This window comes from Polymorphobacter fuscus (assembly GCF_011927825.1).
In the GTDB taxonomy this organism is placed as follows: Bacteria; Pseudomonadota; Alphaproteobacteria; order Sphingomonadales; family Sphingomonadaceae; genus Sandarakinorhabdus; species Sandarakinorhabdus fusca.
The window spans coordinates 1,130,670-1,147,115 of record NZ_JAATJI010000001.1 but is presented as its reverse complement, the minus strand read 5'-3'; the positions used below and the strand labels follow the sequence as shown (position 1 = coordinate 1,147,115).

The window sequence follows — 16,446 nt, the reverse complement described above, 5'->3', positions numbered from 1 at the left end:
CTCAGGCCCCCTTGAACAGCCCGCGGCGGTGGAACAGCGGGGCCCGCCCGACGACCAGATTGGGGTCGGACTTGTAGCGGGCGATGCGGTCGATCTCGTCGGCCGACCCGAAGATCAGCGGCACGCGCTGGTGGATCGCGGTCGGCACCAGGTCGAGGATGCGGGTGCGGCCGTCGAACGCCTTGCCGCCGGCCTGTTCGATCAGAAAGGCGATCGGGCTGGCTTCGTACAGCAGCCGCAGCCGGCCCTGTTCATAGCCCGGCCGCAGGTCGCGCGGGTAGAGATAGACGCCGCCACGGCAGAGGATGCGATGCGCGTCGGCGACCACCGCCGCCACCCAGCGGGTGTTGGTGTCGGCACCGCGCGGCCCGTCGGTGCCGGCGATGCAATCATCGACATAGGCGCGCACGGTGGCGCCCCAATGGCGGTGGTTGGAACCGTTGATGGCATATTCGCGCGTCTGCGGCGGGACATGGACATCGATGTCGACCAGCCGGAAGACATGGTCGACCGGGTCGAGCACATAAAGCTGCGTGCCGTTGCCGATGGTCAGGCCCAGCGAAGTCTGCGGGCCGAACAGCACATAGCCGGCGGCGACCTGGGCGCGGCCGGGCTGGAAGAAGCTGGCGGCGCCGCCGATATCGGGAAGGACGGAGAAGATCGTGCCGATCAGCCCGTTGCTGGCGATGTTCGACGAGCCATCGAGCGGATCGAAGGCGACGGCGACACCGTCCGACCCGCCGAGCATGACAACGTCGGGGCGTTCTTCCGACACCAGCGCGCCGACGCCGGCGGCGCCCAGCGCTTCGACAAGGGCATTGTCTGCCCATTGGTCGAGCGCCTTCTGGCCGTCGCCATCGAGGCTGTCACCGACCAACGCGCCATGGTCGGCGACCAGCGCGCCGCCGGCGACGCGCGTCTGCATCACGGCGCAGACATCGGCGATGGCGAGGATGGCGCGGGTGGCGGCGGCGTTGCGCGCGTCGGCGGCGGCCCAGGGCGCGAGGAAGCCGGCCAATGTCGGCGCCGTCATCGGGGCACCGGACCAGGGCCCGGGGCGGCGGGGCCGGAAGCAGGTGTTTTTGCACCACAGTGTGACGGGATCGCCATGGCGCCTGCATAGGCAATGACGCCGGCAGCACTTTGAGGCAGATCAAGTTTCGGCGCCGGGCCGTGCGGGCGGCAGGGGCTGCGGCAATGCGCCGCCCCTGCCGCCGGTCAGGCGAACCGGTTATCGCGCGGGAAGCCGGTGGGGGGCAGGCGGCCCGCGGTGCCGCGCGGCCCCTTCCAGAAGCTCAGGTCGCTTTCGGTGCGGGTGCGGTTGCCGGCGCCGCCCATCGGCCAGCTGAGCCCGTCGGCCATGACGAAGCTGCGCGCGTCGGCCATGCCGCCGTCCTTGTATTTCTGCAGGGCGACACCTTGCCCGCGCGCCATCACCGGCAGGTCGGCAAGGTCGAAGACCAGCAGCTTGCGGTTCTGGCCGATCACCGCGACCATGTCGTCGCCCGGCGCAATGATGCGCACCACGGTCAGCCGGCCCTTGTCGCGCGGCGTGACGACCTGCCGGCCCTTGCGGGTTTCGGCGAGCACGTCGGCGGCCTCCACGACGAAGCCGCGGCCGTCGCTGGCGGCGAGCAGCAGCCGGCTGTTGGCACGCCACGGCGCCAGCGCGACGATGTCGGTGCCTTCGCCCAGGTCGATCATCAGCCGCAGCGGTTCGCCGAAGCCGCGGCCGCCGGGCAATTTGTCGGGGGCGAGCGTGTAGAAACGGCCGTCGGACGATGCGACCATGATCTTGTCGGTGGTATGGGCGTGAAAGGCATGGGCCGGGCCATCGCCTTCCTTGAACTTGATGGCGTCGCCGGCGCCAAGGTCGATATGGCCCTTCATGGCGCGCACCCAGCCCTTCTGGCTGGCGATGATGGTCAGCGGTTCCTTGTCGATCATGTCTTCAAGGCTGAGCATCCTGACGTTCGGCGCGGCGGCGATGGCGGTGCGGCGGCGGCCGAGCGGAGTGTCCGGGCCATAGACGGCGCGCAGGCGCGACATATCGCCGGCGAGCCGCGCGGTCTGTTCGGCGGGCGAGGCGATGAGGCCGCGAAGGCCCTTGGCCTCCAGCGTCAGTGCCTTGTTTTCCTTGCCGATCTCCATTTCCTCCAGCTTGCGCAGCGAGCGCAGGCGCATGTTGAGAATGGCTTCGGCCTGGGTGGCGGTGAGGGCGAAGGTGGCGATCAGCTGCGCCTTGGGGTCGTCTTCCTCGCGGATGATGCGGATGACCTCGTCGAGGTTGAGATAGGCGATGAGGAAGCCGCCGAGGATTTCCAGCCGCGCCTCGATCTTGTCGAGCCGATATTGCGACCGGGCGACGAGCACCGCGCGCTGGTGGACGAGCCATTTGGCGATGACGGCCTTCAGCGACAGCACGCCGGGGCGGCCATGGTCGAGGACGTTCATGTTGAGCGAGATGCGGACTTCGAGGTCGGTCAGCTTGAACAGGCTTTCCATCAGCACATCGGCGTCGACGTTGCGCGAGCGCGGTTCGATGACGATGCGGACCTGTTCGTCCGATTCATCGTCGATGTCGCCCAGGATCGGCAGCTTCTTTTCGGTGACCAGCTCGGCGAGCGCCTCGATCAGCTTGCCCTTGACCACCTGATAGGGGATTTCGGTGACGACGATCCGCCACATGCCCTGGCCCAGGTCCTCCTTTTCCCAGCGCGCCCGCAGGCGGAAGCTGCCACGGCCGGTGGCATAGCTTTCGGCGATGCTGGCAGCGCCTTCGACGCAGATGCCGCCGGTCGGAAAGTCCGGGCCCTTGACCCATTGCAGCAACGCTGCGTCGGGCAGGTCGGGGTCGGCGAGCAGCGCCATCGCGGCATCGAGGATCTCGGCGGCGTTGTGTGGCGGGATGTTGGTCGCCATGCCGACGGCAATGCCCGACGAGCCATTTGCCAGAAGATTGGGGAACAGGCCGGGAAAGACCTCGGGTTCCTCCTCCTCGCCATTGTAGGTGGCGCGAAAGGCGACGCTTTCCTCGTCGAGCCCGTCCATCAGCGTGCCGGCGGCGGCGGTGAGCCGGGCTTCGGTATAGCGCATGGCGGCGGCGTTATCGCCGTCGATGTTGCCGAAATTGCCCTGGCCGTCGATCAGCGGGTAGCGCAGCGCGAAATCCTGGCTGAGGCGGACGAGCGCGTCGTAGATCGACTGGTCGCCGTGCGGGTGATATTTGCCCATGACGTCGCCGACGACGCGCGCCGATTTCTTGTAGGCGGACGCCGGATCGAGCTTCAGCAGCCGCATGCCCCACAGGATGCGGCGGTGGACGGGCTTCAGCCCGTCGCGCAGGTCGGGCAGCGAGCGCGCCGTGATCGTCGACAGTGCATAGACGAGGTAACGGTCCCCCAGTGCCGTGTCGAACGGCGTGTCGAGAATGCGGTCGCCAGGGGGATTCAGCGGCGGTTCGGGCGGAAGCTTGGTGGTGGTTCTGGCCATGGCGCCCGGATAGACCGGTGCCAAGGGCAGGTCCACACCCGCCGGTCAGGCGGGCGGCGCGGCGATGGCGGCGACGATCCGCGCAACGGCGCGGTCGCGTGCGACGCTGATGTCGGTACCGCGCCCGGCGAGGACGTCGGCGCCAAGGAAATGGCCGGTAAGGGTCAGGCCGGCGCGCACGCCTTCGGCATCGACCGGCCCGCCGCGCAGCAAGGCGGGCAGCGGCAGCAGCCGGGCGGCATAAGGCGCCCCGGCGGCGGCCGATACCGCCTGGCGCGAGCGCGGCGAAACGAACACCAGGTCGTCGGTGGTGCCGGTCGCGGCGCAGCGGGTCAGGTCGAGCCCGAAGCCGAGTTCGGCGAGCAACAGATGTTCGTAGCGCACGATCGCTTCCCCCAGCGCCAGCGGCCCGGCGCCGGCGGCGATGCCGTCGATGATGGCGTCGAGGGTGCGGTAAAGCGCCGGATGCGGCACCTCCTGCGCCAGCGCGGTCGCGGTCAGCGCGGTCAGCCAGTCGAGTACCGCCAGCGCCTGGGCGGTTGTTGCCAGCGCGGCGCGGGCGCGGGTGAGTTCGACGGTTGCGGCCGCCAGCTGGGTATCGACCCGCGCGCGCAGCGACAGCGCGACTTCATTGCCAGCCTGAAGCACCGGCCGCAGCCGCCGCGAACGCCCGCCGCGGACATAGCCGGCGACCAGGCCATGGTCGGGGGTGAGGAAGCGCACGACGGCGCCGTGTTCGCCATGGGACAGCAGGGCGACAATGATGGCGGGCGTATCGAGATGCACGTGACCGTCTTATCGCAGTCGCGCGCGATCGGCGATGGCCAGTCGGCCATCAAGGTTACGCCTTGCAGGTGATGAAGGTGACGCCGTGCAGGCAATAGCGACGACGCCCTGCAGGCAGCGTCAGGCCCGGGTCGCCGCGCCGGCCAGCAATTCTGAACACTGGAACGCCCGGCCGCAACGGCCGGGCGTTCGAACGCCGCCATGGCGGGGGCAGGATCAGCCCTTGGGCAGCAGCACGGCATCGATGACGTGGATGACGCCGTTGCTGCAGGCGATGTCCGCGGTGACGACATGGGCGCCATTGACGGTGACGCCATCGGTGCCATCGACATGGAGTTCTTCACCATTGACCGACGCCGGCGTCAGCGTCTTGCCGGCGACATCGGCAGCGTGAACAGCGCCCGACATCACATGGAGGGTCAGGATCGCGGTCAGCTTCTCCTTGTTCTCGGGCTTGACGAGTTCTTCGACGGTGCCGGCGGGCAGCTTGGCAAAGGCGTCGTCGCTGGGTGCGAAAACGGTGAACGGGCCAGCGCCCTTCAGCGTGTCGACAAGGCCCGCAGCAGTGACAGCGGCGACGAGCGTGGTGAACGAACCGGCCGCAACGGCGGTATCGACGATATCATGGGTCTGGTCGGTCATGGACAAATCCTTGAAATGGAGATTCCCGATTGCACAAAGTCAACAACGACTTTCCAAAGTCATTCGGACAATAGCTGGCAATAGCTGCAATCAACGGGCAGAAAACCGATCACCAAACCCAAACAGGTGATGATCAGGTCTCTGCAATATCGAAATAGAAGCCGACAGGGTTGTTGGCAAGCACCGCGACAGCCCTGCGGCAATGCAGACAGACTTGTTGCGTTATTACAAAACAAAGACATTCATTGCAGAAAAATTTTGCCGGGCGCGCCGCCTCGCGGTTTCAATCGACCCAGTCGAGCCCCGAATCGCGATAGACAGCGCGGTCCTCGGCCCAGTCTTCCTTGACCTTCACATGCAGGAACAGATGGACCTTCTTGCCGGTCAATTCCGAAATGCCGGCGCGGGCGGTGGTGCCGATCTCCTTCAGCCGCGATCCGCCCTTGCCCAGCACGATGGCGCGCTGGGTGTCGCGCTCGACGAGGATCTGCTGGTGGATGGCGATGCTGCCGTCGCGGCGTTCCTCCCACTTCTCGGTCTCGACGGCGCTGGCATAGGGGAGTTCGGCGTGGAGCTGGTTGTAGAGCTGCTCGCGGGTGATCTCGGCGGCCATGATGCGGGTGGTGGCGTCGGTCAGCTGGTCTTCGGGGAAATGCCACGGGCCTTCGGGCATCCGCGCCGCCAGCGCCGATTTGAGTTCCGCCACGCCGTCGCCGGTGCCGGCCGAAACGAAGAACGTGTCGGCGAACGCGGCAAAGGCATTGGCATGGGCGGCGAGTTCGAGCAGCCGGGTCTTGGCGGTGATGTCGACCTTGTTGAGCACCAGCAGCTTCGGTTCGGGCCGGTTCGACAGGTTTTCGAGGATCGCCGTCGCATCGTCGCGAAAGCCGGTCTTGGCATCGACGATGAAGGCGATCAGGTCGGCGTCTTCCGCGCCTTCCCAGGCGGCGCGGACCATGGCGCGATCGAGCCGGCGGCGCGGCGCGAAAATGCCCGGCGTGTCGATCAGCATCAGCTGCGTCGACCCATCGACGGCAATGCCCATCAGCCGGGTCCGCGTCGTCTGCACCTTGGCGGAAACGATCGCGACCTTCTGGCCGACAAGGGCGTTGGTCAGCGTCGATTTGCCGGCGTTGGGGGCGCCGACGATGGCGACCGATCCGCAGCGTTGCACAGGCGTGTCCATGGTCATTCCCCGATTGTGCCGAGCAACGCGACGGCGGCGGCTTTTTCCGCTTCCTGCTTGTTCGATCCTTCGCCGCGTGCCGGCGCTTCGCCGCGCACGCTGACTTCGATGGTGAAGCGCGGCGCATGGTCGGGGCCCTGGCGATCGACGACGGCATAGACCGGCATGCCGCGGCGACGCTTCAGCGCCCATTCCTGCAGCCGCGACTTGGGGTCGGCGAGCAGCCGCGGGCGATCGACGAGCAGCTGTGCCCATTCGCGGCGGACAAAGGCGTCGGCGACCGCCCAGCCGCCATCCAGATACAGCGCCGCGACAAGGGCTTCGGCGACGTCGCCCAGCACATTGTCGGACTGGTGCAGCCCCTTGGCGCGGGCATTGTGTTCGATGACGATGCGTTCGGTGACGCCCAGGCTGCGCGCGACGGCGGCGTTGGCGGGCCCTTCGACAAGGGCGTGGAGGCGCGCCGTCAGCCGGCCTTCGGCTTCGTCGTGATCGGCGTAGAGCCAGGCGGCGACGGCACAGCCAAGGACACGATCGCCGAGGAATTCGAGGCGCTGGTAGCTGCCCGGGCCGCTGCTGGCGCTGCTGTGGGTCAGCGCCCGGCGCAGCAGCGCGATCGACGTGAAATCATGGCCGAGCCGGGTACGCGCCCAGTCGGCAAGGTCGGCGTCGCTGTGGCTCATGAAACGACGCGGGGGAGACCGGGACAGATCAGCATCGGCCTGTCGGTGACGCCGGGCAGCGACGCGGTCAAGCGCGAAGTGACAAAGCCGCGGCGCGTCGACGGCAAATGACGCCAATGCACTTGGCGTTGTCACAATGTTGCGCCAAAGTCGGCGCCATGACGCATGCCGACAGCCTGTTGCGGGACCTCGCAGCCACGCCCCTGCCGCCGCTGGCCACGCTGTTCGATGACGACCCCGACCGGCTGGCGCAGCTGACGGTCGACGCGCTGGGCATTTATTTCGATTTTTCCAGGCTGGCGGTCAGCGCCGAGATCCTGGCGGCGTTGCAGGCGCGGGCGGCGGCGGCAGACCTTGCCGGCTGGCGGGCGCGGCTGTTCGACGGCGCGGTGGTCAACCCCAGCGAAAACCGCGCGGCGACGCATATGGCGGAACGCGGCGCCGGCGCCGCGGCGGCGGTGGCGGCGGCCGACGCCGGGCAGCTGGCGATGCGGGCGCTGGTCGAACAGGTCCGCGCCGAGGACGTGACCGACGTGCTCCACATCGGCATCGGCGGCTCGGCGCTGGGGCCGGCGCTGCTGCTCGATGCGCTGGGGCGCGATGGAGATGGCCCGCGCTGCCATATCGTTGCCAACATCGACGGCGAGGCGCTGGCGCGCGCCCTGCCGCTGTGCGACCCGCAGCGGACGCGGGTCATCATCGTGTCGAAGACCTTCACCACGACCGAGACGATGACCAACGCCGCGACGGTGATGGACTGGCTGCAACGCCACGGCATCGCCGACCCCCGGGCCAGGACGATCGCCGTCACCGCGGCGCCCGAAAAGGCCGCGGCCTGGGGTGCCGGCGCAGTGCTGCCGTTCGCCGAGACGGTCGGCGGCCGCTATTCGCTATGGTCGGCGGTGGGGCTGCCGTTTGCGCTGCGCTGCGGCTGGGGCGACTGGCAGGCGCTGCACGATGGTGCCGCGGCCATGGACGCGCATTTCCGCGACACCGCCATGACGCGCAACGCGCCGGTGCTCGCCGGGCTGTGCGATGTCTGGGCGGCGCATTACCAGGGCCAGCAGGTGCGCGGCGTCTTTGCCTATGACGAGCGGCTGCGGATGCTGCCGGCGTTTCTCCAGCAGCTGGAGATGGAAAGCAACGGCAAGCGGGTGACGCGCGACGGCGCGCCGGTGGACGGGCCGACGGCGGCGGTGACCTGGGGCGGCACCGGCACCGATGCCCAGCATGCGGTGTTCCAGCTGCTCCACCAGGGCACGGTCGTCGGGCCGGTCGAATTCCTCGCGGTGGCCGAACCCGGCCATGCCATGCCGGCAACGCACCACCAGCAGCTGCTCGCCAATTGTTTCGCGCAAGGCGCGGCGCTGATGAAGGGGCGGTCGCCGGAGGCGGCGCTGGCGCTGTCGGGCGGCAATGCACGGCTGGCCGCGGCGAAGACCTTTCCGGGCAACCGGCCGTCGGCGACGCTGCTGCTGGAGCGGCTCGATCCGTTCACGCTCGGCGCGCTGCTGGCGTTCTACGAGCACCGGACGTTCGTGGGTGCCGTGCTGCTCGGCATCAACCCCTTCGACCAATGGGGCGTCGAACTGGGCAAGGAAATGGCGTCGGCGGCGCTGGCCGGTGGCGGCGACGGCTTCGATCCGTCAACGAACGCCCTGATGGCGCGCGCGCTGGAGTGACGGCTGGGCCGCCGGCACGGTTTCGTCGGGCTCCAGCGGCCGCCAGACGCCGGCGATCAGCGCTTCCACCGGCTTGAAGCGCCGCTTGTAGGCCATGCGATCGCAGCCATCGATCCAGTAGCCGAGATAGACATAGGGCATGCCGGCGCGGCCGGCGCGCAGGATGTGGTCCATGATGATGAAATTGCCGAGGCCCGGCCGCCCGATATCGGCGGTTTCGAAGAAGCTGTAGATCATCGACAGGCCGTCCGACTGCTTGTCGGTCAGGCAGCAGCCGACAAGGCGGCCGGGACGGCCATCGACCGAGGGCTCGCGATATTCGACGACAACGGTATCGACCGGCGATTGTTCGACCATGTCGGCATAATCATGCCCGTCCATCGCCGCCATGCCGCCGACCGGGTGGCGGGCGGCGAGATAGCGGCCGAGCAGCCGCCATTGTTCATCGGTCGACCAGGGTTCGCAGGCATGGACCTCGAGGTCGGCGTGGCGCTTGAGCAGCTTTTTCTGGCTGGCGGAGGGTTGAAAATCGGCGGTGACGACGCGGACCGAGATGCACGCCTGGCAGAAATCGCAGCTGGGGCGATAGACGACGGTCTGGCTGCGGCGAAAGCCGATCCGGCCCAGCGCCTCGTTCATCTCGGCGGCGTCGCCGCCCTTCAGTTCGGCGAAGACCTTCCGCTCGATGCGGCCCGGCACATAGGGGCAGGGCGCCGGTGCGGTGACGAAGAAGCGCGGAAATCGGAAACTCTGGTCGGTCACGCAGCTCCCCTCCAGATGCAACGCTTTTGCCATATTAGGGCGAGGCCGAGCGGAAATGCCAGCGGCAAAAGGTCCGGTTGGGGTAACGGTTGTGATGGGTGCGGGTTGAGGCGGTCCGTGTCCGCACGCGTTTCACAAATCCCGCTGATCCCGAGCGACGTCGAGGGACGCTGGGTCCGCAATTCGAGCGTCCCTTGACTTCGCTCAGGATGAGCGGCGTTGGGCTGAGCGCGCTTTATGCCGAAAAGCTTAGGTCGTGATCTCAGGTGGGAATGTCTGAAGTGGGTGGTTAGCTGCCGCTCGGTATGGTGCCGTATACAGACGCGACAGCCGGGTTCGCGTCCATCTGGAACACCAGATGGCACGGCGCTCCTCGTCGCTGCCATCGCGCAAGCTGGAGCGTCCAGATCGTGATGAGCTCAAAGACCCAAGATGTCGGGTCAGCAAATAGCGGCGCAGCGTTATCCACTACAACCACCATCCCAGTTTCTCGGTCGCCTAGAGTTTCCAGATCGTCCATCAAGCGATACCAGCCCCTGATTCCCTTGCTAGGATGCGGATCGTAGGGCGGATGATCGGTTTTAAGCTGGACACCCAAAGAGTTGAGCGCCTCCAATTCGTTCGCCGTTGAGCCGTCGAGGTAAGCGAAAATGATGTCTTGAGATGCCAGCGTAGCGGGCGTGACATACTCGGCAGGATTATCGCCTGGCTCGGTGTGCCTGAACGCGATACGCCCCCCTACCGGCGCCGAATGATCGAATATCTCGTATGGCATCTTGAGATTATAGGGGTCGAGCGAGGATGTCCGCTAGTGGGCGCAAGCAGACGCAATCACTGACGCGGTAGCGGCAATTGTTCGAAGGTGCGGTGCATCTGGCGATTCATGGCAGGGTTGCGCTCGGTGTCGCACCCAAAGTCCATCAAAAAATGCACGTTATACTGCGGTCCAATCCAGCGAATATACATGGCACCCGCGTCCAAGGTCCGTCGCACCTCGGACGGGCACGTGGATTTGACATCACGTGTGTACCGCTTTGCCTTCGCCCGGTAAGGCTCCAAACTGGCTAGGAACGCTGCGAACTGCTTTTGCGTCATCTGAAATGTGCTGCTCCTCCCTGCCGGGTATGGTTCACTACGATGATAATGGCCGACACCTGCCGAGGTTAAGGTGACATCTTCAGAGACCGAGCCAGAGCGCCTCATCACTATTACGTCAATTTCGGGCGAGGCAGCCGCGTCGCACGCGACAATAGTCAACATTGCAAACACCGGAATGAATACACGCATGCTTGCATAATGACGAAGCCGGACGATGACCGCAATTGGCGCGATAACTGCCTCGGGCCTTATGAGTGTTCGACTCAATCCAGCTCGATCATCCGCACTTCATACGCCGCCGCCCGCAGCGCTTCGACAAGGCGGTTGAGGTGCTCGCGATCCCGCGTCTCGCATTCGATGTCGGTGATCAGGCCCTTGGCGGGCAGGTTGGTGAACACCCGCTGGTGATAGACCTCCAGGATGTTGACCTGCTGCTGGTCGAAGATGCGCGCCACTTCGAACAGCTGGCCGGGACGATCCTTCAGCCGGATGCGCAGGCGCGCCAGCCGGCCCGAGCGGGCGAGTTCACGCAGCAGGACGTTGGCAAGCAGCCGCGTGTCGATGTTGCCGCCGCAGAGCACCAGGCCGATTTTGGCGCCGCGAAAGCGCCGCGGGTTGGCGAGCAGCGCCGCCAGCCCGGCCGCGCCCGCGCCTTCGACGACGGTCTTTTCGATGGTCAGCAACAGCGACACGGCGTGTTCGAGGTCGCGTTCGCCGACGAGCAAGATGTCGTCGACAAGGGCGCGGACGACCTGCGAGGTTAGCTTGCCGGGCACCTTGACGGCGATACCCTCCGCCAGCGTGTCGCCGTCGCAGATGCGGGTTTCGCCGTGCAGCAGCGCGTGCATCGACGGGTAGAGTTCGGCCTGGACGCCGATGACCTCGATGGCGGGGTTGCGCGCCTTGGCGACGGTGGCGATGCCGGAGATCAGCCCGCCGCCGCCGATGGGGACGATCAGCGTGTCGAGATCGGGCACCGCATCGAGCATTTCGAGCCCGACCGTGCCCTGGCCGGCCATGACCAGCGCGTCGTCGAACGGCGGCACATAGACCAACCCGCGCTTGGCGGCGATTTCGTGCGAATGGGCGCTGGCTTCGTCGAAACTTTCGCCGAACAGCACGACATGGGCGCCATGGCCCTCGGTCTGCTGCACCTTCACCACCGGCGCGAACTTGGGCATGACGATGGTGGCGGGGATGCCGAGGCGGCGGGCGTGATAGGCCAGCCCCTGGGCATGGTTGCCGGCCGATGCCGCGATGACGCCGCGCTTGCGCTCCTCCGGCGTGAGGCTGAGCAGCTTGTTGAGCGCGCCGCGTTCCTTGTAGGCGGCGGTGAACTGCAGGTTTTCGAACTTCAGCCAGACATCGGCGCCGGTCAGGTCCGACAGGGTCTGGCTGCGCAGGCAGGGCGTCTTGATGATGGCGCCGTCGATGGCGCGCGCGGCGGCCTCCACATCGGCGTAAGTGATCGGCAGGTCTGCCGTGGCAAGGGGCGCGGGGACGGTCATGCACCCTGTTAGCGGCGCCGGGGCAGCGGCGCAAACCTTCGCTGCGGCATATCGCTGCGCCGTTGACCGGGACGTCATCGAGACATAACAGAGTTGTCATCGTCTGGCGGTGGCATCGGCGCCGCAGCGACCGGAGCGTATCATGTACCGCCACGTCATCGAGATCCGATCCGACGACATCGACCATATGGGGCATGTCAACAACGCCGTCTATCTGCGCTGGGTGCAGGATGCGGTGGTGCGCTACTGGACCGAAACCGCGCCGCCCGAAGCCGTTGCCGGCCATCTGTGGGTCGCGTTGAAGCACGAGATCACCTATCGCGCCCCGGCCTTCCTCGACGACCAGGTGATTGCCGGGGTGATGGCCGACAGCGTGCAGGGCGCGCGGGCGTTCTTCACGACGATGATCCGGCGCGGGGAACAGGTGCTCGCCGAGGTCAAGTCGAGCTGGTGCTGCCTCGATGCGGCGACGCTGCGGCCGGCGCGGCTGGCCAAGGATGTGGTGGCGCGGTTCATCGGCGATTGAAGCCGGGTTCGGGCCCGGTGCCTTGCGCGGTCCGGGCGTCCCTCGACTTCGCTCGGGATGCGCGAAAGGGGAGCTCTGCCCGCCGAAGCCGATTGTCCCCAAACCGCTCATCCCAAGCGAAGTCGAGGGACGCACGCACGAATGATCGCGCCGCCCTCGACTTCGCCCGACAGGGACGGGATATGAGGCGCGCAGCGAATCTGGGGCAGTGTCGATGAAGTTGAGCTTTCTGGGTCTGGGCGTCATGGGCGCGCCGATGGCACGGCACCTGGCGGCGGCCGGGCATGACGTGACCGTCTACAATCGCAGCGCCGACAAGGCGGCGGCCTGGGTGGCGGCCAATGGCGGGCGCCGCGCCGCGACGCCGGCGGCGGCGGCGGACGGCGCCGAAGTGGTGCTCGCCTGTGTCGGCGCCGACGCCGATCTGCGCGCCGTGACGCTGGGCCCCGATGGTGCCTTTGCCGCGATGGCGCCGGGCAGCCTGTTCATCGACCATACCACGGTGTCGGCCGCCATCGCCCGCGAACTGGCGGAGGCGGGCGCCGCGCGATCGCTGCTGGTCGTCGACGCGCCGGTGTCGGGCGGGCAGGCGGGCGCCGAGAACGGCACGCTGACCGTCATGTGCGGCGGCACGTCCGACGCCTTTGCCGCCGCCGAGCCGGTGCTGCACGCCTATGCCCGGCGCATCGGCCATATGGGCCCGGCGGGCAGCGGCCAGCTGACCAAGATGGTCAACCAGCTGTGCATCGCCGGCATCTTGCAGGGGCTGGCCGAAGGGCTGGCGTTCGGCACGGCGGCGGGGCTCGACCTGGCGCAGGTCGTCGATGTTATTTCCAAGGGCGCGGCGCAAAGCTGGCAGATGGAAAACCGGTCGGCGACGATGGCCAGGGGCGAATATGATTTCGGCTTTGCCGTCGACTGGATGCGCAAGGACCTGGGGCTGGCGCTCGACGAGGCGCGGCGGCTGGGGGTGCGCCTGCCGGTCGGCGCGCTGGTCGACCAATTCTATGGCGATGTCCAGGCGATGGGCGGCGGGCGGCAGGACACGTCGTCGCTGCTGCGCCGGCTGGTGCGGTGATGCACGACGTTCCCGTACCGACCGTCGCGATTGCCGGTTCGGCGACGCGCTTCCCGGTGCGGCGCATCTTCTGCGTCGGGCAGAATTATGCCGAGCACACCCGCGAAATGGGCGGCGACCCGAGCCGGCCGGCGCCGTTCTTCTTCACCAAGCCCGGCGACGCGGTGGTCGACAGCGGCAGCGTCCTTGCCTTTCCGCGTCAGACCGCCGACCTGCACCACGAAGTCGAGCTGGTCGTCGCCATCGGCACCGGCGGCAGCGACATCGCGGCGGCGGATGCACTGGCGCATGTCTTCGGCCATGGCGTCGGCATCGACCTGACGCGGCGCGACCTGCAGGCCGCAGCGAAGGCCGCCGGCCGGCCGTGGGACATGGCCAAGGGCTTCGACGAAAGCGCGCCGGTCGGGCCGCTGACGCCGGGGGCGCCGCCGGCCGCCGGAGCGATCTCTCTGACCGTGAATGACGAACTGCGCCAGTCGGGCGACATCGCCCAGATGATCTGGAGCGTCGCGGAGATCATCGCCACCCTGTCGCGCTTCGTGGTGCTGGCGCCGGGCGACCTTATTTTCACCGGCACGCCGGCCGGCGTCGGCCCGATCCGGCCGGGGCAGGCGGTGAGCGGGCGCATCGCCGGGCTGGCGCCGATCGACATTGCATATGCCGGCTGACATCATGGCCGTTGGGGGAGGGATTGCCGGAATGACGATGCGATGCGCGCTGTTGGTGTCGGGGCTGATGCTCGGCCAGGCGGCGCTGGCCGATACGGCTTATGTCAACGCCAATGGCTATACGATCGACGCCGCCGGCGGGCTGGCGCGGTTCGGCACCCTGGTGGTCGCCGACGATGGCCGGGTCAAGGCGACGCTGGCGGCCGGCGCCCCGGTGCCGCGCGGCAAGCGCATCGATGTCAAGGGCCGCACGCTGATGCCCGGGCTGATCGATGCCCATGGCCATGTCATGGGGCTGGGCGAACTGGCGCTGAAGGTCGATCTCAACGGCACGACCTCGCTTGCCGAGGCGCAGGCGCGGCTGCGCGCCTACAAGACCGGCAGCGCCTGGATCACCGGCGGCGGTTGGAATCAAGAGCGCTGGCAGCTGGGGCGGTTCCCGACGGCGGCCGAGCTCGATGCGGTGACCGGTGCCAGGCCGGCGTTCCTGGAACGGGTCGATGGCCATGCCGGCTGGGCGAACAGCCGCGCGCTGGCGCTGGCGGGCGTGACGGCGGCGACACCGGACCCGGCCGGCGGCCGGATCGAGCGCGACGCCGCCGGCAACCCGACCGGGGTGCTGGTCGATGGCGCGATGAAGCTGGTGGCGAGCAAGATCCCGGCACCGAGCCAGCGCGAAAGCGACGCGATGCTCGCCAAATCGCTGGCGATCATGGCGTCGGTGGGGCTGACCGGCGCCGGGGATGCCGGCATCGACCCGGCGACCTGGGAACGATATCAGCGCTTTGCGCGCACCGGCAAGCTGACGGCGCGCATCTATGCGATGGCCTATGGGCCGGACAACCGCGCCGCGATCGCGCCGCAGGGACCGATCGGCTGGAACGCCGACGACCGGCTGGCGATGATGGCGATGAAGCTGCAGGCCGATGGCGCGCTGGGGTCGCGCGGTGCCTGGATGAAGGCGCCGTACAGCGACGCCCCCGGCAACCGCGGCCTGCCGTTCTTCGATGAAGGCGCGTTGCGACGGATCATCGTCGATGCCTCCGCCAAGGGTTTCCAGGTCAATGTCCATGCCATCGGCGATGCCGCCAATGGCGCGGCGCTGGGCGCCTTTGCCGTGGTGCCGGCCGAGCAGCGGACGGCGCTGCGCCACCGCGACGAACATGCGCAGATCGTGGCGCCCGACGACCTGCCGCGCTTTGCCCGGCTGGGGATCATCGCGTCGATCCAGCCGACGCACGCCACGTCGGACAAGGGCATGGCCGAGGCGCGGGTCGGTGCCGAGCGGCTGGCGGGCGGCTATGCCTGGCGGACGCTGATCGATTCGGGCGTGCGGATCGCAGCCGGGTCGGATTTTCCGGTCGAACCGCCGAACCCCTTTTACGGGTTGCATGCGGCGGTGACGCGCCAGTCGCGCGATGGCCAGCCGGCCGGCGGCTGGCGCACGAACGAGGCGATGACGCTGCCCGAAGCCTTTGCGGCGTTCACCACCGGGGCGGCCTATGCCGAGCATGCCGAAGACAAGTTCGGCACGCTGACACCGGGGAAATGGGCGGATTTCATTGTCGTGGACCGCGACCCGTTCGCGATTGCGCCGGCAACGCTGTGGCAGGTCGTGGTGGAGGAGACATTCGTGGGCGGCAAGCGGGTGTATCGGCGCCGATAACCTCGCCCTGGCGGGGGAGGCAAAAAAAGGGCGGGGATTTCTCCCCGCCCTTTCATTCTTACCGGCGAAAGAATCGTCGCTGGTTCATCGGCATAGGCGCTGTCTTCTCGCGGAAGACAATGCGGCCCTTATCGAGGTCGTAGGGTGTCATTTCGACATGAACCCGGTCGCCGACGATCGAGCGGATGCGGTTCTTGCGCATCTTGCCGGCCGTATAGGCGATGATTTCATGTTCGTTTTCCAGTCGGACGCGAAAGCGGCCATCCGGCAAGATCTCGGCGATGACGCCTTCGATCTTGATCACCTCTTCTTTTGGCACGTTATGCCTCAGGCCATCGAAAGATTGACCGCCGAGGCGCGACCCTGACGATCATTTTCCAGATCGAAGGTCACCTTGGCGCCCTCGGCGAGGTCCGACAGACCTGCGCGCTCGACGGCCGAAATGTGGACGAAGACGTCCTTGGAAGCACCATCGGGAGCAATGAAGCCGTAACCCTTGGTGGCGTTGAAAAATTTGACTGTGCCAGTGGCCATGTCAGTACCCTTACGTGTCTTTAAGTTCCCGGCGGAAACAGTCCGCCGAAATGCCATCGGGGGCCGTACATCGAATGGGGAGCCGAAGCACCGGAATCGTTCGCAGGCACCTTCGCGCCCCGGCCTAATGCGCCT

17 protein-coding genes are annotated in these 16,446 nt (G+C 67.4%); 5 read left to right on the top strand and 12 right to left on the bottom strand.

What is annotated here, in order from left to right; all coding sequences use genetic code 11:
- Nucleotide 1: 1 nt before the first annotated feature.
- The 6 genes from GGQ62_RS05480 to rnc form a co-directional block, all read right to left on the bottom strand.
- On the bottom strand, nucleotides 2-1,033 hold the full coding sequence (locus GGQ62_RS05480; RefSeq protein WP_152579166.1) for a class 1 fructose-bisphosphatase: 1,032 nt from the start codon (nucleotides 1,031-1,033) through the stop codon (nucleotides 2-4).
- A gap of 185 nt (nucleotides 1,034-1,218) precedes the next feature.
- A complete protein-coding gene (gene parC, locus GGQ62_RS05475; RefSeq protein WP_167649489.1) occupies nucleotides 1,219-3,492 on the bottom strand; it encodes a DNA topoisomerase IV subunit A in 2,274 nt (757 codons plus the stop codon).
- Between the two features lie 45 nt (nucleotides 3,493-3,537).
- On the bottom strand, nucleotides 3,538-4,278 hold the full coding sequence (gene recO, locus GGQ62_RS05470; RefSeq protein ID WP_152579168.1) for a DNA repair protein RecO: 741 nt from the start codon (nucleotides 4,276-4,278) through the stop codon (nucleotides 3,538-3,540).
- Nucleotides 4,279-4,494: 216 nt separating this feature from the next.
- The gene (locus GGQ62_RS05465; RefSeq protein ID WP_152579169.1) at nucleotides 4,495-4,920 is read right to left on the bottom strand and encodes a fasciclin domain-containing protein; all 426 of its coding nucleotides are present in this window, start codon (nucleotides 4,918-4,920) and stop codon (nucleotides 4,495-4,497) included.
- A 283-nt stretch (nucleotides 4,921-5,203) separates the two neighbouring features.
- Nucleotides 5,204-6,112 carry a GTPase Era gene (gene era, locus GGQ62_RS05460; protein ID WP_167649488.1) on the bottom strand — a complete coding sequence of 303 codons (909 nt, stop codon included), beginning with the start codon at nucleotides 6,110-6,112 and terminating at the stop codon, nucleotides 5,204-5,206.
- Nucleotides 6,109-6,789, bottom strand: a complete 681-nt coding sequence (gene rnc, locus GGQ62_RS05455) for a ribonuclease III (protein ID WP_152576131.1) — start codon at nucleotides 6,787-6,789, stop codon at nucleotides 6,109-6,111. Before rnc ends, era begins: the two co-directional genes overlap by 4 nt.
- 158 nt (nucleotides 6,790-6,947) lie before the next feature.
- On the opposite strand from rnc, the gene pgi reads away from it, so the two are divergent.
- Nucleotides 6,948-8,471: a glucose-6-phosphate isomerase gene (gene pgi / locus GGQ62_RS05450; RefSeq protein WP_152576132.1), complete on the top strand. Its 1,524-nt coding sequence runs from the start codon at nucleotides 6,948-6,950 to the stop codon at nucleotides 8,469-8,471.
- On the opposite strand, the gene GGQ62_RS05445 is transcribed toward pgi, so the two are convergent.
- From GGQ62_RS05445 to GGQ62_RS05430, 4 genes are all read right to left on the bottom strand, one after another.
- Nucleotides 8,436-9,266, bottom strand: coding sequence for an arginyltransferase (locus GGQ62_RS05445; RefSeq protein WP_152576133.1), 831 nt, complete (start codon nucleotides 9,264-9,266; stop codon nucleotides 8,436-8,438). The two genes, pgi and GGQ62_RS05445, sit on opposite strands and share 36 nt — an antisense overlap.
- A gap of 256 nt (nucleotides 9,267-9,522) precedes the next feature.
- A complete protein-coding gene (locus tag GGQ62_RS05440; protein ID WP_152576134.1) occupies nucleotides 9,523-10,008 on the bottom strand; it encodes a hypothetical protein in 486 nt (161 codons plus the stop codon).
- Nucleotides 10,009-10,064: 56 nt separating this feature from the next.
- Nucleotides 10,065-10,520 (bottom strand): hypothetical protein, encoded by a 456-nt coding sequence (locus GGQ62_RS05435; protein ID WP_152576135.1) that lies wholly within the window; start codon nucleotides 10,518-10,520, stop codon nucleotides 10,065-10,067.
- 74 nt (nucleotides 10,521-10,594) lie between these two features.
- Nucleotides 10,595-11,839, bottom strand: a complete 1,245-nt coding sequence (locus tag GGQ62_RS05430; protein WP_152576136.1) for a threonine ammonia-lyase — start codon at nucleotides 11,837-11,839, stop codon at nucleotides 10,595-10,597.
- A gap of 142 nt (nucleotides 11,840-11,981) precedes the next feature.
- Between GGQ62_RS05430 and GGQ62_RS05425 the strand changes: the two genes are divergently transcribed.
- The 4 genes from GGQ62_RS05425 (at nucleotide 11,982) to GGQ62_RS05410 (ending at nucleotide 15,777) form a co-directional block, all read left to right on the top strand.
- Nucleotides 11,982-12,365 carry an acyl-CoA thioesterase gene (locus GGQ62_RS05425; protein WP_152576137.1) on the top strand — a complete coding sequence of 128 codons (384 nt, stop codon included), beginning with the start codon at nucleotides 11,982-11,984 and terminating at the stop codon, nucleotides 12,363-12,365.
- A 214-nt stretch (nucleotides 12,366-12,579) separates the two neighbouring features.
- Entirely contained in the window at nucleotides 12,580-13,443 is an 864-nt protein-coding gene (locus GGQ62_RS05420) for an NAD(P)-dependent oxidoreductase (protein WP_152576138.1), read from the top strand.
- On the top strand, nucleotides 13,443-14,111 hold the full coding sequence (locus GGQ62_RS05415; RefSeq protein ID WP_152576139.1) for a fumarylacetoacetate hydrolase family protein: 669 nt from the start codon (nucleotides 13,443-13,445) through the stop codon (nucleotides 14,109-14,111). Before GGQ62_RS05420 ends, GGQ62_RS05415 begins: the two co-directional genes overlap by 1 nt.
- 31 nt (nucleotides 14,112-14,142) lie before the next feature.
- Entirely contained in the window at nucleotides 14,143-15,777 is a 1,635-nt protein-coding gene (locus GGQ62_RS05410) for an amidohydrolase (protein ID WP_243445945.1), read from the top strand.
- Nucleotides 15,778-15,835: 58 nt separating this feature from the next.
- Here GGQ62_RS05410 and infA read toward each other — a convergent pair whose 3' ends face one another.
- Both infA and GGQ62_RS05400 read right to left on the bottom strand, forming a co-directional pair.
- Complete coding sequence (gene infA / locus GGQ62_RS05405; RefSeq protein WP_152576140.1) at nucleotides 15,836-16,096, bottom strand: translation initiation factor IF-1; 261 nt, start codon at nucleotides 16,094-16,096, stop codon at nucleotides 15,836-15,838.
- 8 nt (nucleotides 16,097-16,104) lie between these two features.
- Complete coding sequence (locus GGQ62_RS05400; RefSeq protein ID WP_152576141.1) at nucleotides 16,105-16,311, bottom strand: cold-shock protein; 207 nt, start codon at nucleotides 16,309-16,311, stop codon at nucleotides 16,105-16,107.
- Between the last annotated feature and the right edge of the window lie 135 nt (nucleotides 16,312-16,446).